18 protein-coding genes are annotated in these 16,518 nt (G+C 70.3%); 8 read left to right on the top strand and 10 right to left on the bottom strand.

Annotation, left to right across the window (positions count from 1 at the left end):
* Window positions 1-3: 3 nt before the first annotated feature.
* A complete protein-coding gene (locus FZN60_RS17090) occupies window positions 4-885 on the bottom strand; it encodes a dienelactone hydrolase family protein (protein ID WP_158874704.1) in 882 nt (293 codons plus the stop codon).
* Window positions 886-1,038: 153 nt separating this feature from the next.
* Between FZN60_RS17090 and FZN60_RS17085 the strand changes: the two genes are divergently transcribed.
* Window positions 1,039-2,319 carry an NAD(P)/FAD-dependent oxidoreductase gene (locus FZN60_RS17085; protein WP_158874703.1) on the top strand — a complete coding sequence of 427 codons (1,281 nt, stop codon included), beginning with the start codon at window positions 1,039-1,041 and terminating at the stop codon, window positions 2,317-2,319.
* Window positions 2,320-2,337: 18 nt separating this feature from the next.
* On the opposite strand, the gene FZN60_RS17080 is transcribed toward FZN60_RS17085, so the two are convergent.
* Window positions 2,338-2,613, bottom strand: coding sequence for a DUF2312 domain-containing protein (locus FZN60_RS17080; protein ID WP_158874702.1), 276 nt, complete (start codon window positions 2,611-2,613; stop codon window positions 2,338-2,340).
* Between the two features lie 158 nt (window positions 2,614-2,771).
* On the opposite strand from FZN60_RS17080, the gene FZN60_RS17075 reads away from it, so the two are divergent.
* Window positions 2,772-3,689 carry a DMT family transporter gene (locus FZN60_RS17075; RefSeq protein WP_158874701.1) on the top strand — a complete coding sequence of 306 codons (918 nt, stop codon included), beginning with the start codon at window positions 2,772-2,774 and terminating at the stop codon, window positions 3,687-3,689.
* Window positions 3,690-3,698: 9 nt separating this feature from the next.
* Here the strand turns inward: FZN60_RS17075 and FZN60_RS17070 are convergent, their stop codons facing one another.
* From FZN60_RS17070 to FZN60_RS17055, 4 genes are all read right to left on the bottom strand, one after another.
* A complete protein-coding gene (locus FZN60_RS17070) occupies window positions 3,699-4,466 on the bottom strand; it encodes an amino acid ABC transporter ATP-binding protein (protein WP_158874700.1) in 768 nt (255 codons plus the stop codon).
* Window positions 4,463-5,143 carry an ABC transporter permease subunit gene (locus FZN60_RS17065; RefSeq protein ID WP_158874699.1) on the bottom strand — a complete coding sequence of 227 codons (681 nt, stop codon included), beginning with the start codon at window positions 5,141-5,143 and terminating at the stop codon, window positions 4,463-4,465. The genes FZN60_RS17070 and FZN60_RS17065 overlap by 4 nt, the downstream gene beginning before the upstream one ends.
* A 100-nt stretch (window positions 5,144-5,243) precedes the next feature.
* Window positions 5,244-6,005, bottom strand: a complete 762-nt coding sequence (locus FZN60_RS17060; protein WP_158874698.1) for an amino acid ABC transporter substrate-binding protein — start codon at window positions 6,003-6,005, stop codon at window positions 5,244-5,246.
* A 152-nt stretch (window positions 6,006-6,157) separates the two neighbouring features.
* Window positions 6,158-6,310 carry a DUF3563 domain-containing protein gene (locus FZN60_RS17055; protein ID WP_158874697.1) on the bottom strand — a complete coding sequence of 51 codons (153 nt, stop codon included), beginning with the start codon at window positions 6,308-6,310 and terminating at the stop codon, window positions 6,158-6,160.
* Window positions 6,311-6,536: 226 nt separating this feature from the next.
* Here FZN60_RS17055 and FZN60_RS17050 point away from each other — a divergent pair, with 226 nt between their 5' ends.
* The 5 genes from FZN60_RS17050 to fghA all read left to right on the top strand — a co-directional run bounded on the left by FZN60_RS17050 (window position 6,537) and on the right by fghA (window position 9,837).
* Window positions 6,537-6,752, top strand: a complete 216-nt coding sequence (locus FZN60_RS17050) for a hypothetical protein (protein ID WP_158874696.1) — start codon at window positions 6,537-6,539, stop codon at window positions 6,750-6,752.
* 26 nt (window positions 6,753-6,778) lie between these two features.
* On the top strand, window positions 6,779-7,006 hold the full coding sequence (locus FZN60_RS17045; protein ID WP_158874695.1) for a hypothetical protein: 228 nt from the start codon (window positions 6,779-6,781) through the stop codon (window positions 7,004-7,006).
* Window positions 7,007-7,146: 140 nt separating this feature from the next.
* Complete coding sequence (locus FZN60_RS17040; RefSeq protein WP_158874694.1) at window positions 7,147-7,782, top strand: alpha/beta hydrolase; 636 nt, start codon at window positions 7,147-7,149, stop codon at window positions 7,780-7,782.
* A 103-nt stretch (window positions 7,783-7,885) separates the two neighbouring features.
* A complete protein-coding gene (locus FZN60_RS17035) occupies window positions 7,886-8,995 on the top strand; it encodes an S-(hydroxymethyl)glutathione dehydrogenase/class III alcohol dehydrogenase (protein ID WP_158874693.1) in 1,110 nt (369 codons plus the stop codon).
* Complete coding sequence (gene fghA / locus FZN60_RS17030; protein WP_199266585.1) at window positions 8,995-9,837, top strand: S-formylglutathione hydrolase; 843 nt, start codon at window positions 8,995-8,997, stop codon at window positions 9,835-9,837. Before FZN60_RS17035 ends, fghA begins: the two co-directional genes overlap by 1 nt.
* A 16-nt stretch (window positions 9,838-9,853) precedes the next feature.
* Here fghA and FZN60_RS17025 read toward each other — a convergent pair whose 3' ends face one another.
* The 4 genes from FZN60_RS17025 to FZN60_RS17010 all read right to left on the bottom strand — a co-directional run bounded on the left by FZN60_RS17025 (window position 9,854) and on the right by FZN60_RS17010 (window position 15,610).
* Window positions 9,854-11,869 carry an acetoacetate--CoA ligase gene (locus FZN60_RS17025; protein ID WP_158874692.1) on the bottom strand — a complete coding sequence of 672 codons (2,016 nt, stop codon included), beginning with the start codon at window positions 11,867-11,869 and terminating at the stop codon, window positions 9,854-9,856.
* A gap of 65 nt (window positions 11,870-11,934) precedes the next feature.
* A complete protein-coding gene (locus tag FZN60_RS17020) occupies window positions 11,935-14,295 on the bottom strand; it encodes a xanthine dehydrogenase family protein molybdopterin-binding subunit (RefSeq protein WP_158874774.1) in 2,361 nt (786 codons plus the stop codon).
* 5 nt (window positions 14,296-14,300) lie between these two features.
* Window positions 14,301-14,792 carry a (2Fe-2S)-binding protein gene (locus FZN60_RS17015; RefSeq protein WP_246726890.1) on the bottom strand — a complete coding sequence of 164 codons (492 nt, stop codon included), beginning with the start codon at window positions 14,790-14,792 and terminating at the stop codon, window positions 14,301-14,303.
* On the bottom strand, window positions 14,789-15,610 hold the full coding sequence (locus tag FZN60_RS17010) for an FAD binding domain-containing protein (RefSeq protein ID WP_158874691.1): 822 nt from the start codon (window positions 15,608-15,610) through the stop codon (window positions 14,789-14,791). The genes FZN60_RS17015 and FZN60_RS17010 overlap by 4 nt, the downstream gene beginning before the upstream one ends.
* Before the next feature lie 284 nt (window positions 15,611-15,894).
* Between FZN60_RS17010 and FZN60_RS17005 the strand changes: the two genes are divergently transcribed.
* Window positions 15,895-16,458: a carboxymuconolactone decarboxylase family protein gene (locus FZN60_RS17005; protein ID WP_158874690.1), complete on the top strand. Its 564-nt coding sequence runs from the start codon at window positions 15,895-15,897 to the stop codon at window positions 16,456-16,458.
* Window positions 16,459-16,518 lie beyond the last annotated feature (60 nt).

The raw sequence follows: 16,518 nt of genomic DNA, 5'->3' as shown, positions 1-16,518 counted from the left end.
CCGTCAGGCGAGCTTGTCCTTCAGGAAGGACACCGTGCGCTCCCAGGCGAGATCGGACGCCGCCTTGTCGTAGCGAGCCGCCGAGGTGTCGTTGTTGAAGGCGTGGTTCACGCCGTCGTAGACGAAGATCCGGTAGTCCTTGTTCGCCGCCTTCAGCGCCGCCTCGTAGGCGGGGATGCCGGCATTGATGCGCTCGTCGAGCCCGGCATAGTGCAGGAGCAGGGGCGCGCGGATCTTCGGCACGTCCTCGGCCGGGGCCTGCCGGCCGTAATAGGCGACGCCCGCGCCGAGATCGGGGTCGGCGACGGCGAGGCTGTTGACGAGCCCGCCGCCCCAGCAGAAGCCGACGGCGCCGACGCGGCCGTTGACACCGTTCGCGCCGCGCAGCCAGGCCTCGGTGGCGGCGGCGAGTTCCACGGTGCGAGCGGCGTCGAGGGCGCCGATCATCTCGCGCGCCTTGTCCTCGTCCCCGGGCGTGCCGCCCGCTTCCGACAGGAAGTCGGGCGCGAGCGCGACGAAGCCGTCCTTGGCCATGCGCCGGGCGACGTCCCGCACGTGGTCGTTGAGGCCGCGATTCTCGTGGATGACGATGACGCCGGGCACCGGCCCGGAGGCGCTCGCCGGCCTGACGATCGTGCCCGTCATCTCGGCGCCCGCGGCCTGCCACGTGGTCTCGGCCGAGACGATTGCGGGATCGTCCTCCGGCACGATCGCGGCCTTGGCCTTGGAGGCGGCGAGCATCGGCGCGATGGCGGCCGCGGCGGCCGCCGAGCCGGCGAGGCCCGTCAGCTTCTGCATGAAGCCGCGGCGATCGAGCGTCAGGTGGGTGTATTCGTCGTAGGCGTCGATCATCGCCTGAGTGATCTGAGGCTTCCCGCTCGTCATCGCGCGTCTCCCGCCGGCCGCAACCGTCTCGACGATGGCATGGTCGACTGAGGGATGGCCAGTGACAGCTCCTTGAAGCGCGCCACGCCGCCCCGTTGCCTTCGGCCGCCGGCCCTTTCATCATGCGCCGCAACGCGCCGGGGCGAGCCGACGATGACCGACGATCCGAGAAGCCACGGCCTCTGGGCGAAAACCGCTCCGCCCGCGCCCGACACGCCGCCCTTGTCGGGCGAGCGCCGCGTCGACGTCGCGGTGGTGGGCGCCGGCTATACCGGGCTCTCGGCCGCACTCCACCTGGCCGAGGCGGGCGCGCGGGTGGCCGTGCTCGAAGCGGCCGAGATCGGCCATGGCGGCTCCGGGCGCAATGTCGGCCTCGTCAATGCCGGGCTCTGGGTCATGCCGGACGCCCTGCCGGAGATCCTCGGGCCCGTTCACGGGGAGCGCATCCTGTCGCTGCTCGGCGCGGCGCCCGCCCTCGTCTTCGAGCTCGTGGAGCGTCACGCCATCGCCTGCGAGGCGGTGCGGGCCGGAACGCTTCATTGCGGCGTCGGGCACAAAGGGGCCGCGGAACTCGCCGAGCGGGCACGGCAGTGGCAGGCGCGCGGCGCGGACGTCGCGCTTCTCGGAGGGGCGGAGGCGGAGCGGCTGATCGGCTCGCCCTGTTATCGCGCGGCGCTGCTCGACCGGCGCGCCGGCACCATCCAGCCGCTCGCCTATGCGCGCGGCCTCGCCCGGGCGGCCATCGCGGCGGGCGCAGCGGTTCATGCGCGCAGCCCGGTCCTCCGGCACGGGCGCGAGGGCCCGCATCTGCGGCTGGAAACCCCGGCCGGAGCGCTGGTCGCGGACTGGGTGGTGGTCGCGACGAACGCCTATACCGAGACGCCCTGGCCGGAGATCCGCGAGGAGATCGTGCGCCTGCCCTACTTCAACATCGCCACCGCGCCGCTCTCCGACAACCTCGCGGCCAGTATCCTGCCGGAGCGCCAGGGCGCCTGGGACACGAAGTCGGTGCTCTCGTCCTTCCGCATGGACGGGCAAGGACGGCTGATCCTCGGCAGCGTCGGCCGGCTCGACCGGGGCGCGGCGCCGCTGCACCGCCGCTGGGCGCGAGAAACCCTGGCGCGGCTGTTTCCGCAGCTCGGGCCGGTCGCCTTCGAGGCGGAGTGGTTCGGCGCGATCGGCATGACGGCGGACGCCGCGCCCCGTCTCCACCGCCTCGGCGAGCGGGTGCTCTCCTTCAGCGGCTACAACGGGCGCGGCATCGCGCCGGGCACGACCTTCGGCCGGGTGCTCGCCGAGCACATCCTCGACCGGATGCCGGAGGACGAGCTGCCGCTGCCGACGAGCGAGCCACGGCCGCGCCCGTTCCGGGCGCTGCGGGAGCTCGGCATCGACCTCGGCAGCCGCGTCGCCCACCTGACCGCGCGAGGGTGAGCGACGAGCGAGCCGGCCTCAGGCCGCCTTGGCGACCGGCTCGGACTCCTCGATCGCGCGCATGTAGACGTCGAGCATCGTCTCGTGCTCGTCGCGCTCGTCCTTGTCCTGCTTGCGCAGCTTGATGATCTCCTTGATGATCTTGACGTCGAAGCCCTCGCCCTTGGCTTCGGCGAAGATCTCCTTCTTGCCTTCCATCAGCTCGGCGATCTCGATTTCCACCTGCTCGATGCGCTCGACGATCGAGCGGATGCGCCCGCCGGCGATGCCGGCCGTGTCGTTCATGTCGGACATGGTTGCTCCTTGCTGACTGGGGAGCCGCACTATTCGCGCGGCCGCGTAAGCGAGGCGTTAACGGCGGGGGCGTCATGCCGCGACACGATTTCGTTCGTGAGGCGACACGAATTTGCGCTATGCCGAGCCGCCGCGGCGGGGGAACGATTGGAAAATTCATGACGGCGACGACGGGAGATCGCTCCATCTCGGAAGGCTCGACGGTGACGCTCGGCATCGCGCTGGCGCTGCTCGGCACCTTCATGTTCTCGGCCAACGACGTCCTCGGGAAATGGCTCGTCGGCACCTATTCGGTCGGCCAGGTGCTGCTCCTGCGCTCCTTCGCGGCGCTCCTGATCCTCGCCCCCTTCGTCTACCGCGCGGGCTGGCGCTCGCTCTTCGTGCCCGAGCGGCCGGGCGTCCAGATCTTCCGCGCAGTGCTCGGCGGCATCGAGGTCTGCTTGTTCTACCTCGCCGTCGTCTACCTGCCGCTGGCCGACGTCATGGCCTATTATCTCGCCGGTCCCATCTACGTCGCGGCGCTCTCGCCCTTCGTTCTCGGCGAGCATGTCGGCTGGCGACGCTGGACGGCGATCGTGGTCGGCTTCGGGGGCGTCCTCGTGGTGCTCCAGCCCTCGGGCGAGACGCTGACGCTGCCGGCCTTGATCTCGCTCGCCGGAAGCTTCGCCTTCGGCCTCATCCTGCTCACCGGCCGCATGCTGCGCCGGACGCCCGACCTGCCGATGGTGTTCTGGCCGATCACGGCGTCCTTCGTGGTCGGGGGCGTGCTCGCGCCGGCGAGCTGGGTGCCGCCGGACGTGCAGAGCACGGCGCTCCTCGCGCTCCTCGGCCTCGTCTCGATGCTCGCGCACGTCTGCACCAACCGCTCGCTGAAGCTCGCGCCGGCCGCCACCGTCGCGCCGATCCAGTACACGCTGCTGCTCTGGGCGATCGTCTTCGGCTGGACCGTGTTCGGCGACGTGCCGCGCCCCTCGACGCTGATCGGCGGCGCGATCATCGTCGCGGCCGGGCTCTTCATCTTCTTCCGCGAGCAGAAGAAGGCCGTTCCCCCGCCGCCGCCCCAGCTCGAGATCTGAGCCAAGCCGTCAGATCGGCGGCGGCCCGCCCGCGGCGCCGGTCAGGCTCTCGACGAAGCGGACGGTGCGCGGGTCCGAAGGCGCCCCGAAGACCTGCCCCGGCGCACCCCGCTCGACGACGCCCCCGCCTTCGATGAAGACCACCTCCTGGGCGACCTGGGCGGCCAGGCGCAGGTCGTGGGTCGCCATCAGCATGGTGGTGCCCTCGCGGGCGAGCGCGCGCAGCACCTCGACCACCTCCGCCGCGAGCGCCGGGTCGAGCGCCGAGGTCGGCTCGTCGCAGAGAAGGAGCTTCGGCGAGGCCGCGAGCGCGCGGGCGATCGCCACGCGCTGCTGCTGGCCACCGGAGAGCGTCGCCGGCCAGTCCTCGGCCTTGTGGTCCATGCCGACCTTGGCGAGGAGCTCCATGGCGCGCGCCCTCGCCTTCTCGGTCGGCCAGCGGCTCACCGTGACGAGCCCTTCCATCACGTTGGCGACGACGGTGCGATGGGGGAAGAGCTGGAAGTTCTGGAAGATCATGCCGGTCGAGCGGCGCACGGCGAGGATGTCGGCCTTCGGCGGCGGCCGCCCGATGCCGAAATCGATCGCCAGGCCTTCCAGCTCCAGCCGCCCCGCCTCCGGCATTTCGAGGAGGTTGAAGCAGCGCAGGAGCGTCGACTTGCCCGAGCCGGACGGGCCGATCAGCGCCGTCACCGCGCCGCGCGCGACGTCGAGATCGACCCCGCGCAGGACGTGGTTGGCGCCGAAATGCTTGTGGATGCCGGTCAGGCGGATCATACGCCGGTCTCCCCGTAGCCGCCGTACCGCCCGAAGCGCGTTTCCAGCCGCCGCTGCAGAACCGACAGCACCGAAGACAGGACGAGGTAGATGAGCGCCGCCTCGATGTAGAGGATCAGCGGCTCGTAGGTGACGGCGACGATGCGCTGAGCCTGCTGGAAGAGCTCCGGCACGGTGATCGCCGCGGCGAGCGAGGTGTCCTTAACCAGCGAGATGAAGGAATTCGACAGCGGCGGGATCGCGACGCGCACCGCCTGCGGCACGACGGTCCGGCGCAGCGCCTGGCCGCGCGTCATGCCGATCGAATAGGCCGCCTCCCACTGCCCGCGCGGGATCGAGCCGAGCGCCGCGCGGATGATCTCGGAGGTATAGGCGCCGACCGAGAGCGAGAAGCCGATGAGGGCGGCGGGAAAGGCGTCGATCAGGATGCCGACGCTCGGCAGGCCGTAGAAGATGACGAAGAGCTGGACGAGGAGCGGCGTGCCGCGGATGAACCAGACGTAGGTCGCCGCGATCCAGGCGAGCCATTTCGGCCCGAACAGCCGCACGGCCGCGACGACGAAGCCGATGCACAGGCCGAAGACGAAGGACAGGATCGCGAGGGGAACGGTGAAGGTGACGGCCGCCGTCAGGAGCGGGACGGCCGAGTCGAGCATGAGTTGCAGCCAGGGGGGCACGTCGGGTCCATCGTCTCCGGCGCGGCCACGCGCCGCGCCAGGGAGCTAAGGCGGTGCGATCACGTGAAAAGGGGCGGAACCGAAGCCCCGCCCCGGACCGTCATTGCGAGACGTCGGCGCCGAAGTACTTCTGCGAGATCGCCTGATAGGTGCCGTCGGCCTTCATGGCCTTCAGCGCCTTGTTGATGTCGGCGACGAGTTCGGGATTGTCCTTCTGGACGATGATGCCGGAGGCCGAGGCCTCGTCCTGCGTCGCGACGACCTTCACCGGCGCGTTCGGCTGCTGCTTCTTGAAGTCGAGGAAGGACAGGTTGTCGTTCACCGTCGCATCGGCGCGGCCGGTGAGGACGAGCTGGATCGACTGGTCGAAGCCATCGGTGCCGACCAGCGAAGCGCCCGCCCCTTCGGCGATCTTGCCGTAGTTCGAGGTCAGCGACTGCGCCGCGCGCTTGCCGGAGAGGTCCTCGAAGGAGGCGATGTCGGTGTTGTCGTCCTTCACGATGAGGACGGCCTTGGACACGATGTAGGGCTCGGAGAAGTCGAAGCGTTGCTGGCGCTCCTCCGTGATGCCGACCTGGTTGATCACGGCGTCGTAGCGGTCGGCGGCCAGGCCCGCGATGAGGCCGTCCCACTTGCCTTCGACGAATTGCGGCTCGACGCCGAGGCGCTTGGCGACCTCGCGGCCGATCTCGACGTCGAAGCCGACGAGAGCGCCGGACTGGTCGTGGAAGGTGAAGGGCGCGTAGGTCCCTTCCGTGCCGATGCGGAAGGTGCCGGCCGACTTGATGTCGGCAAGGCTGCCCGCCGCGGCCGTTCCGGCAAGAGCCAGGAGGGCGACGGCGGTCGTGACGAGACGTTTCATGGGCTCCACTCGGATGCTGGATGCCGCGCTCTGCGGCAGGATGCCGCCAAGATCGGCACGGAGGCCCCGTCCCTCAAGGGATGGATTGGCGCGGGAGCATGCGAGGCGGAAACAATCTTCCGCCTGGACCGAGTGGTGCACCTCGACGCGTCTCAGTAGGTCTTGCGCTGCGAGAAGAGACCGCGCGCGATCTCGCGCTCGCGGGCTTCCAGATCGACCAGCGACGTGGCTTCGTTGAGGTACCGCTCGGCGGGATCGACGCGCAACTGGCTGATGGCGTTGCGAATACGGCTGCGGATGGTCATGATTGTCTCCTGTTCGCTCGCCCTCAAGATGGTCGCCCATCCCTCATGCTGCAACGCAGCAAATCGCATGGCTCGCATGCAGGATGGGGACGCTTGGGCTTCACCGATCCTTAGGTTTCTCGTTCCTCCAGCCGGCACGATGAAGTGCCGAGCCGTCTACCGGAGCCCGCAACCGCGCCCGGCTCCACGCCATTCCCATCTCATCCGAGACACGAGGAGCAGCCTCATGAGCAAGCATCTTCGCGCCGGCAGCCCCGGCGCCGTGCGGCCAATCGACGACCTCGAGCGCGATCCGGGCATCAACCAGTCGAAGGGCGTGTGGATGGCCGGCGCCGAGCCGGAGGACATCGCCGGCGACAACACCTTCGAAGGCGACGTCGAGAACGACGTCGACGACACCGGCGCGGTGGACCCGGCCCGCATGGGCCGCACCAACCGCTGACCGCCGACAAACCAGGGAGAATCCCCATGCAGGCCAAGAAGACGCACGAGCAGCAGCTGCGCATCCTCCAGAACCGCGACGACGTGCCCAAGCCCGGCGAGATCGACGTGGCGGCCGATCCCGACGCCCCGGAACACGCCCCGCGCCACCCCGAAGCTCGCCAGAGCGAGATGCCGGTGAGCCGGGGCGGGATGAACCAGGAAAGCCGCCACAACAAGCACAACCATCCGGAAGCCGGCCCGCATCGCGGCTGACGTCCCGGTCCGTCCGGCGGGTGCGGATCCCCGCCGGACGGTTTTTCCGGAATAGTCTACAACTTTGGTATTGTTTCTCTCCCGGGCCGGCGCGTCGTCCTTATCCTGAGCGGTGCAATGGAGAAGAGGAGAGACCGGTCATGATCGAGACCTTGCTCGTTCCGGGCCTCAACGGCTCGGGCACCGGCCACTGGCAGCGCGAATGGGTCGAGCGGGATCCGAGCGCGGAGCTCCTGGAGCAGGAGGACTGGGCGCGACCGCGCCTTGCCGACTGGCTGCATGCCCTCGAAGCGCGGCTGGAGAGCCTCCCCGGCACCGTCCTCGTCGCCCACAGCCTCGGCTGCGCGCTCGTCGCGGCGCTGGCGCATCGTCCGGCAGCCGCCCACGTCGCCGGCGCGCTCCTCGTGGCGCCTGCCGAAGCGGGCCGCCTGTCGCAGACCGTTCCCGGCGCGGCCGAATTCGCGCAAGCCTCCGGCGCTCGCCTGCCCTTCCCCTCGATCCTCGTGGCGAGCCGCGACGACCCCTTCATGCGCTTCGACGAGGCGGAGGCTCATGCCGGCCGCTGGGGCTCTGGGCTCGTCGATCTCGGCCTCGCCGGCCACATCAACGTCGCGAGCGGCTTCGGCCATTGGCCCGAAGGCATGGTTCTCGCCGAGGGGCTGAAAGGCCGCCCGTCGCCCGCACCGATCCAGCACCGTCGCGCCCCCGGCTCCTGGCGTCTGCGGGCCGCCGGTTCGGCGCCCCACGACAGCGGCCTCGGCATCGCCGGCTTCTGACCGGCGAAACGTCGCAGGCGAAACGTTCGACGCCGGAATTTGCGGTGTCCAAGGCGGCCCGGACTTGGTACGCACGCGTCATCAGCAATCGCCGGGTGATGTGATGAAGACCAGGGCCGCCGTCGCGTTCGAAGCCAAGAAGCCGCTCGAGATCGTGGAGCTCGACCTCGAAGGGCCGAAGGCCGGCGAGGTCCTCGTCGAGATCATGGCGACGGGCATCTGCCACACCGACGCCTACACCCTCGACGGCCTCGATTCGGAAGGCCTCTTCCCGTCGGTCCTCGGCCACGAGGGCGCCGGCATCGTGCGCGAGGTCGGCGCGGGCGTGACCTACGTCCAGCCGGGCGACCACGTCATCCCGCTCTACACGCCGGAATGCCGCCAGTGTAAGTCGTGCCTGTCGGGCAAGACGAACCTCTGCACCGCCATCCGCGCCACGCAGGGCAAGGGCGTGATGCCGGACGGCACCAGCCGCTTCTCCTACAAGGGGCAGCCGATCTTCCACTACATGGGCTGCTCGACCTTCTCGAACTTCACGGTTCTCCCTGAGATCGCGGTCGCCAAGATCCGCAAGGACGCCCCCTTCCGCACCACCTGCTATTGCGGCTGCGGCGTCACCACGGGCGTCGGCGCCGTCACCAAGACGGCCAAGGTCGAGCCCGGCTCCAACGTCGTCGTCTTCGGCCTCGGCGGCATCGGCCTCAACGTCATCCAGGGCGCGCGGATGGTGGGCGCGGACAAGATCGTCGGCGTCGACCTCAACAACGACAAGGCCGAATGGGGCAAGCGCTTCGGCATGACGCACTTCGTCAACCCGAAGGAGATCGAGGGCGACATCGTTGCCCACCTCGTCGCGCTCACCGACGGCGGCGCCGACTACACCTTCGACTGCACCGGCAACACGACCGTCATGCGCCAGGCGCTGGAAGCCTGCCATCGCGGCTGGGGCGTCTCGGTGGTGATCGGCGTCGCGGAAGCGGGCAAGGAAATCTCGACCCGTCCGTTCCAGCTGGTCACCGGCCGCGTCTGGAAGGGCTCGGCCTTCGGCGGCGCCAAGGGCCGGACCGACGTTCCGAAGATCGTCGACTGGTACATGAACGGCAAGATCGAGATCGACCCGATGATCACGCACACGCTGAGCCTCGAGGAGATCAACAAGGGCTTCGACCTCATGCACGAGGGCAAGTCGATCCGCTCCGTGGTGGTCTTCTGATGGCGATGGAGACGGTCTCGACGAACAAGGCGTTCGGCGGCGCGCAGGGCGTCTACAAGCACCGCTCGTCGTCGACGGGGACGGAGATGACCTTCTCCGTCTTCGTGCCGAGCCACGCCGCCGGCGCCAAGCTCCCGGTCGTCTGGTACCTCTCCGGCCTCACCTGCACCCACGCCAACGTCACGGAAAAGGGCGAGTTTCGCAGGGCCTGCGCCGAGCTCGGCCTGATCTTCGTCGCGCCGGACACGAGCCCCCGCGGCGAGGGCGTTCCCGACGATCCCGCCGGCGCCTACGACTTCGGCCTCGGCGCCGGCTTCTACGTCGACGCGACGGAAGCGCCCTTCGCCAAGAACTACCGCATGTGGAGCTACGTCACCGAGGAGCTGCCGGCGCTTGTCGCGGCCGAGTTCCCGGCCGACATGGACCGGCAGTCGATCACCGGCCATTCCATGGGCGGCCACGGCGCGCTGACGATCGGGCTGACCTATCCGGACCGCTTCAAGGCGGTCTCGGCCTTCGCGCCGATCGTCGCGCCGGGCCAGGTGCCCTGGGGCGAGAAGGCGCTGACGGGCTATCTCGGCGCGGACCGGGCCGCCTGGCGGCGCCACGACGCCGTGGCGCTGATCGAGGACGGCGCGCGCCTGCCAGACCTCCTCGTCGATCAGGGCACGGCCGACAATTTCCTCGACGGCCAGCTCAAGCCCGAGCTCTTAGAAGCCGCGTGCGGGGCAGCCGGCATCCCCCTGACGCTGCGGCGCCAGGAGGGCTACGACCACTCCTACTACTTCATCTCGACCTTCCTGGCGGACCACCTGCGCTGGCACGCCGAGCGGCTGGGCTGACGACTTCCGGCGGCGCTCAGTCCGCGAGCGCCGCCAGATCCCTGTAGAGGTCGAGCGCGTCCGGATTGGCCAGGGCCTCCTTGTTCTTCACCGCGCGGCCGTGGACGACGTCGCGGACCGCCAGCTCGGTGATCTTGCCGGACTTGGTGCGCGGGATGTCGGAAACGGCGACGATCTTGGCCGGCACGTGGCGCGGGGATGCGCCCTGCCGGATGCGGGCGCGGATGGTCTTCTCCAGCTCGGCGTCGAGCACCGCTCCGCCCGCGAGCCGCACGAAGAGGACGACGCGGACATCGCCCTGCCAGTCCTGGCCGATGGCGAGCGCTTCGGCGACTTCGGGCACCGGCTCGACCTGCGCGTAGATTTCGGCCGTGCCGATGCGAACCCCGCCGGGGTTCAGCACCGCGTCCGAGCGGCCGTGAATGACGAGCCCGCCCTGGCTCGTTTCCTCCGCGAAATCGCCGTGGCACCAGACGTTGTCGAAGCGCTCGAAATAGGCGGCGCGGTATTTCGCCCCGTCCGGATCGTTCCAGAAGCCGAGCGGCATCACCGGGAAGGGCTTGGCGCAGACCAGCTCGCCCTTCTCCCCGACGCTTGCGCGGCGCCCCTCCTCGCTCCAGACCTCGACGGCGAGGCCGAGGCCCGGACCCTGGATCTCGCCCTTGCGGACGGGCCGCGTCGGATCGCCGAGGACGAAGCAGGATACGATGTCCGTGCCGCCCGAAATCGAGGCGAGGTGGAGGTCCGACTTCACGCCCTTGTAGACATAGGCGAAGCTTTCCGGCGCCAGCGGCGAGCCGGTGGAGAGCATGGCGCGGAGCGAGGCGAGGTCGTGGGTCTCGGCGGGGTGGAGGCCCGCCTTCTTCGCGGCATCGATGTATTTGGCCGAGGTGCCGAAGTGCGTCATGCGCTCGGCCTGCGCGTAGTCGAAGAGCACGTCCGGCTTGGGGTGGAAGGGCGAGCCGTCGAAGAGGAGAAGCGTCGCGCCGCGCCCGAGGCCGGAGGCGAGCCAGTTCCACATCATCCAGCCGAGCGTGGTGAAGTAGAACAGCCGGTCGCCGGGCCGCACATCGGCGTGGAGGCCGTGCTCCTTCAGGTGCTGGAGAAGGACGCCGCCGGCACGGTGGACGATGCATTTGGGCGCGCCGGTCGTGCCGGAGGAGAAGAGGATGAAGAGCGGCTGGTCGAAGGGCAGACGCTCGAAGCCGAGCGGCGCAGGGACATGGGGCACGAGGAAGGCGTCGAGGGTCGCAGCCTTGTCTCCGAGCCGTTGCGCGGTGCTCTGCGCCTCACCCAGCATGTCGACGAGGACGATGCGCTGGAGGGTGGGAAGCGAAGCGGCGACCTCGGCGAGCTTGTCGGCGATGGGGAGCGTCTTGCCGGCGTAGAAGTAGCCGTCGCAGGCGATGAGGAGCCTCGGCTCGATCTGGCCGAAGCGATCGAGGATGCCGCGCGGGCCGAAGTCGGGCGAGGCCGAGCACCAGACGGCGCCGACCGAGGCGGTGGCGAGCATGGCGGCGATCGCCTCGGGGCCATTCGGCAGGAGGGCGGCGATCCGGTCGCCGGGCTGGAGCCCCATGGCGCGCATGGCCTGTTGGAGGCGGGAAACCTCGGCGCGGAGCCTCCCCCAGCTCCAGCGGTCCTCGCGCTCGTCCTCGGCCCGGAAGACCAGGGCATCGGCCTCGTCCGAGACGCCCTCGATCGGGCGAAGCATGTTCTCGGCGTAGTTCAGCTTGGCGTCGGGGAAGAAGCGGGCGCCGGGCATGCGGTCGCCGTCGAGGAGGCGGCGCTCGCCTTTCTCGCCGACCACGCCAAAGAAGTCCCACACCGCCTCCCAGAAGGCGGCGGGGTCGTCGAGCGTCCAGGCGTGCAGCGCCGGCGTGTCGGGGAAGCGCGAGCCGGTGCGCTCCTCGCAGAAGGTGCGGAACGCCGCCATTCCCGAGGACGCCGCCCGCTCCGGCGAGGGCGTCCAGAGCGGCGCGCCGCCGCCCGCCTCATCCGTTCGAAGCGCCGCGCCAGACTGTCCGTTCATGCCGTTCCTCCCGGTCGCCGCGTCGCCCTCCCGGCGCATGCGGCTCCTTCATTTCATCGCAAGCGTCAAACCTTGCCAAGCGCCCGCAGCACCCGCTCCGGCGTCAGCGGCGTTTCCGCCAGCACCGCGCCGAACGGCGACAGAGCGTCGTTGACGGCGTTCAGCAGCGCCGCGCCACTCGCGGCCGTCCCCGCCTCGCCGACGCCCTTGGCGCCGAGCGGCGAGGTCTTGGTCGGCGTCGCGACATGGGCGATCTTGATGTCCGGCATCTCGGAGGCCAGCGGCACGAGGTAGTCGGCCAGCGTCGTGGACAGGAGCTGCCCCTCCGGCGAATAGTTGCACTCTTCGAACAGCGCGCCGCCCAGCCCATGGACGACGCCGCCGCGGATCTGCTCGTCGACGAGGAGCGGGTTGATGATCGTCCCGCAATCCTCGACCACCCAATGGCCGAGGAGCTCGACGAGCCCGGTGTCGGGGTCGACCTCGACGTGGCTCGCCTGGATGCCGTTGGTGAAGGCGAAGGGGTAGCCCTGCGGCACGTGATGGCCGGAGACGGTCAGCAACGGGTGCGTGCCGGGCGGCAGCGTGTCGGGGCGAAAGTAGAGGATGCGGCCGAGCTCGGCGAGGCTCATGCGCTCCGTGCCGGTCTGGGCGTCGACGATCGTGCCCTCGCGGATGTCGAGCGATTCGGGCGAGGCCTGGAGGATGGTGCCGGCCAGGCCGAGGAGGTTCGCGCGCATCGCCTCGGCCGCCTTCATCACGGCGACGCCGCCGATGCCGGCGCCGCGCGAGGCCCAGGTGGCGCCGCCATAGGGCGTGGTGCGCGTGTCGCCGGACACGACCGAGATGCGCTCGGGCGAGACGCCGAGCCGGTCGGCGGCGATCTGGGCGGAGATGGCCTCGGTGCCCTGCCCCTGCTCGGTGATGCTGATCGCGATGGAGAAGCCGCCAGAGGGCTCGAGCTTCACAGTGCAACCGTCCTGCGCCGAGATGCGCGCGCCGCCGACGCCGTAGAAGGCCGGGCCGGGATTGGTGATCTCGACGAAGACCGCGAGGCCGATGCCGCGATGAACGCCCCTCGCCCGCGCCTCGGCCTGGTCGCGGCGCAGCGCGTCGTAGTCCATGAGAGCGGAAAGCTTTTCCAGGCAGGCATGGTGGGACAGGCCCTCCAGCATGTAGCCGTTGGCGGTCCGGTAGGGATAGGCGTCATCGGGCACGACGTTGCGGCGGCGGATGTCCAGCGGGTCGAGCCCGAGCGCGCCGGCCGCCGCATCCACCAAGGCTTCCGTCGCCATGCAGGCGATGGGATGGCCGACGGCGCGGTACTGGCAGGTCGGCGCCTTGTTCTGGAAAAGGACGCTCAGGCGCCCCTTGTAGGATTGCATCCGGTAGGGCGCGCCCATGAGGCGGATCGCCTGGTTGCCTTCGACAGCGCTGGTACGGGGATAGACCGAGAAGGGTCCGATGCCCGTCGCGTCGTCGACCTCCATGGCGAGGATCTCGCCGTCCGCCGCGACGCCCATGCGGGCATGGACGCGGTGGTCGCGCAGGTGGATGTCGGTGAGGAAGGACTCGTAGCGGTCGGCGACGAACTTGACCGGCCTGCCCGTGCGGATCGAGGCGGCGACTGCCGCCATCTCCTCGCCGTAGACGTGGAGCTTCAGCCCGAAGGAGCCGCCGACGTCCGGCGCCACCACCCGCACCCGTTCCTCGGGGATGCCGAAGTGGCGGCTGTAGACGTCGTGCATCTGGTAGGGTGTCTGCGTCGAATGGTGGACCGTCAACTCGCCCGTGCCGGGTTGGAAGTCGGCAAGGAGGCTGCGCGGCTCCAGCGTGACGCCGGTCTGGCGGTTGAAGCGGAAGCTGCGCTCGACGATCGCCGCAGCGCCCGCGAAGGCGGCGTCCGGCTCGCCGGCGGTGAGATCGAGGCGGAAGGCGAGGTTGGAGTCGTAATCCGCGTGGATGCGCGCGCTATCGGGGTCGAGCGCGGCTTCGATGTCGGTGACGGCGGGCAGTTCCTCGAACTCGGCTTCGATGAGGTCGAGCGCGTCCTCGGCGATCGCGCGGCTGGTCGCGACCACCGCCGCGACCGGCTCGCCGCTCCAGCGCGCGACATCGACCGCCAAAGCGTGCTGCTCGGGCGAGCGCAGGCCGGGGAAGTGGTCGAGCGTGCCGATCCAGGGCTTGCAGAGCTCGGCGCAGGCCGGCCCGTCGAAGGCGTCGACGACGCCGGGCAGGTCGAGAGCGGCGGACAGGTCGACCGAGAGGATGCGCGCGTGGGCGTGCGGGCTGCGCAGGAAGGCGATGTGCAGGCAGCCGGCCGGCGCGATGTCGTCGACGAAGCGGCCGCGGCCGGCGGCATGGCGCCTGGCCGCCGCGCGCGGCATGGCGCGGCCGATGGGGCGGTCGGCGGGTACCTGAGTCATGTCGTTCACGGCGCCGTCTCCGCCAGCGCGGCCGATTCGATCGCGTCGACGATCGCCTCGTAGCCGGTGCAGCGGCAGACATGGCCGGAGATCGCCTCCCGGATGGCGTGGCGGCTCGGGCGCGGCTCGCGGGCGAGGAGGTCGCACGCGGCGACGAGCATGCCGCCCGTGCAGAAGCCGCATTGCAGGGCGTTGCGCGTCGCGAAGCGCTCGCGCAGACGATCCATGGCGGGATCGCCGGAAAAGCCCTCGGGCGTCTCGACCACGCAGCCCTCGGCCTGAACGGCGAGAACGAGGCAGGAGCGCATCACCTCGCCATCGACCCGCACCGTGCAGGCGCCGCAGGAGCCCTGCTCGCAGCCGAGATGCACGGCGGTGAGGCCGAGCTCCTCGCGCAGGTACCCCGCGAGCGTCTGGCGCACGGGCACGAAGCCGGCCGTGCGGCGGCCGTTGACGGTGAGGCTCACCGCCATGTCGGTGCGGGCATTGAGCGTCATGCGGCTTCCTTCGGCGCGGACCGGGAGAGGAGATCGCGGGCGAGGACGCCGGCGAGGTGGCGCTTGGTGGAAATGCCCACGTGGTTGTCGGGGAAGAACTCGACCTCAGCGTCGATGGCCGCGAGCACCGCGTCGACGTCCGGCGCGCCGGGCACGAGGATGGGCCGGTCGGAGACGGCGAAGAGCACGAAGCGGGCCTCGCCTGCTTCGTCCGAGACGAGCGCGGCGCCGGCCATGGCGTAGTCGCCGGAGCGGCGGGCGATCTCGCGGAAGCGGGATCGGCGCGGGCTTTCGGGGAGCGGGATGCGGATGGCGGCGAGGATCTCGCCGGGCTCGATCGCGGTCGTGTAGGTACCCAGCGCGAACTCTTCCATCGAAACGGCGCGCTCGCCCTCCGCCGAGCGCAGCACGACTTGCGCGCCGAGCGCCAGCATGCAGGCCGGCATCTCGGAGGCCGGATCGGCATTGGCGAGGCTCCCGCCGAGGGTTCCGCGCGAGCGCACCGCCTCGTGGGCGATGTGGGGGATCGCCTCGACGAGAAGCGGCGTGTGGGTCGCTACGAGCGGCGCGCGCAGCGCTTCGGCATAGGTCGTGCCGGCGCCGAGGACGAGGGCGCCCTCCTCCAGCGCGATGCCGCGCAAGGCCGCGAGGCGCGAGATGTCGACGAGAACGCCCGGCCGCGCCATGCGCAGCGCCATGGCCGGCATGAGGCTCTGGCCGCCGGCCAGAAGCTGCGCCTCGTCGCCGAACTGCGCGAGCGCTTCGAAGGCTTCCTCCAGGCTATCCGGCCTCAAATAGGCGAAGGGCGCTGCCCGCATGGTTCCGGCCTCCTCCCGCCGCTGCCCGCATGTCGTGGTCCAGACTGTTTATCATACGATAAATTAAGTCAACCGGCCGCCGCGTCCCGCAGGTTAGAGGAAAGCGAGACAGTTCGGCTGCGACCGATTGACAAGCCGTCCGATCGGTGTTCGTTTATCACTCGATAAATCAAGCCGGCACCAAGACCGGCACGGAGGAAACGACCGTTCGCACCTGAGGGCCCGCCGCCACCGGCGCGCCGCAGCGTCTTCGCGCCCCGAGCGCCGGTCGACGGAGGAGCCACTTGCCCGAACAACCGCGCCTGCCCGAACTCGACGAAACCACGCTCGACCCCGAGCAGCGGCGCGTCCACGACGCGATCCTGTCGGGACCGCGCGGCATCGTCGAAGGCCCGCTCCGGGTCTGGCTGCTCAGCCCTGATCTGGCCGACAAGGCGCAGGCGCTCGGCGCCTTCTGCCGCTACGGCACGCGGCTCCCGCCGCGCCTCTCGGAGCTCGCGATCCTCGTCACCGGCGCGCACTGGCGGGCCGGCTTCGAATGGGCCGTCCACGCGCCGATCGCCATCAAGGCCGGCGTCTCGCCGGAGGCCGCCGAGGCGATCCGCACCGGCGCGACGCCGAGCTTCGCCGAGCCGGCCGACGCCGCCGTCTACCGCTTCGCCCGCGAGCTGACGGACACGCGCTTCGTTTCGGACGCGACCTATGCCGCGGCCGTCGAGGCGCTCGGCACCGAGGGCGTCGTCGAGCTGGTCGGGATCCTCGGCTACTACACGCTGATCTCCATGACGATCAACGCCTTCAACGTGCCGCTGCCGCCCGGAGCGGCCGAGCCCTTCCCCCACGCCTGACCACCATCCCGGCCGGACCCCGCGCCCGGCCGCCAACCTGCAATACAAAGACTTGGGAGC

The sequence above is a fragment of the Antarcticirhabdus aurantiaca genome (assembly GCF_009765365.1).
Taxonomy (GTDB): Bacteria; Pseudomonadota; Alphaproteobacteria; order Rhizobiales; family Rhizobiaceae; genus Antarcticirhabdus; species Antarcticirhabdus aurantiaca.
The sequence above is the reverse complement of the archived record's forward strand: the minus strand, read 5'-3'. Positions and strand labels throughout refer to the sequence as shown.

Bases quoted from the DNA above. Each gene is read 5' to 3' on its own strand.
- FZN60_RS17090 (WP_158874704.1), bottom strand. From the start codon at position 885: ATGACGAGCGGGAAGCCTCAGATCACTCAGGCGATGATCGACGCCTAC.
- FZN60_RS17085 (WP_158874703.1), top strand. From the start codon at position 1,039: ATGACCGACGATCCGAGAAGCCACGGCCTCTGGGCGAAAACCGCTCCG.
- FZN60_RS17080 (WP_158874702.1), bottom strand. From the start codon at position 2,613: ATGTCCGACATGAACGACACGGCCGGCATCGCCGGCGGGCGCATCCGC.
- FZN60_RS17075 (WP_158874701.1), top strand. From the start codon at position 2,772: ATGACGGCGACGACGGGAGATCGCTCCATCTCGGAAGGCTCGACGGTG.
- FZN60_RS17070 (WP_158874700.1), bottom strand. From the start codon at position 4,466: ATGATCCGCCTGACCGGCATCCACAAGCATTTCGGCGCCAACCACGTC.
- FZN60_RS17060 (WP_158874698.1), bottom strand. From the start codon at position 6,005: ATGAAACGTCTCGTCACGACCGCCGTCGCCCTCCTGGCTCTTGCCGGA.
- FZN60_RS17055 (WP_158874697.1), bottom strand. From the start codon at position 6,310: ATGACCATCCGCAGCCGTATTCGCAACGCCATCAGCCAGTTGCGCGTC.
- FZN60_RS17050 (WP_158874696.1), top strand. From the start codon at position 6,537: ATGAGCAAGCATCTTCGCGCCGGCAGCCCCGGCGCCGTGCGGCCAATC.
- FZN60_RS17045 (WP_158874695.1), top strand. From the start codon at position 6,779: ATGCAGGCCAAGAAGACGCACGAGCAGCAGCTGCGCATCCTCCAGAAC.
- FZN60_RS17040 (WP_158874694.1), top strand. From the start codon at position 7,147: ATGATCGAGACCTTGCTCGTTCCGGGCCTCAACGGCTCGGGCACCGGC.
- FZN60_RS17035 (WP_158874693.1), top strand. From the start codon at position 7,886: ATGAAGACCAGGGCCGCCGTCGCGTTCGAAGCCAAGAAGCCGCTCGAG.
- fghA (WP_199266585.1), top strand. From the start codon at position 8,995: ATGGCGATGGAGACGGTCTCGACGAACAAGGCGTTCGGCGGCGCGCAG.
- FZN60_RS17025 (WP_158874692.1), bottom strand. From the start codon at position 11,869: ATGAACGGACAGTCTGGCGCGGCGCTTCGAACGGATGAGGCGGGCGGC.
- FZN60_RS17020 (WP_158874774.1), bottom strand. From the start codon at position 14,295: ATGACTCAGGTACCCGCCGACCGCCCCATCGGCCGCGCCATGCCGCGC.
- FZN60_RS17015 (WP_246726890.1), bottom strand. From the start codon at position 14,792: ATGACGCTCAATGCCCGCACCGACATGGCGGTGAGCCTCACCGTCAAC.
- FZN60_RS17010 (WP_158874691.1), bottom strand. From the start codon at position 15,610: ATGCGGGCAGCGCCCTTCGCCTATTTGAGGCCGGATAGCCTGGAGGAA.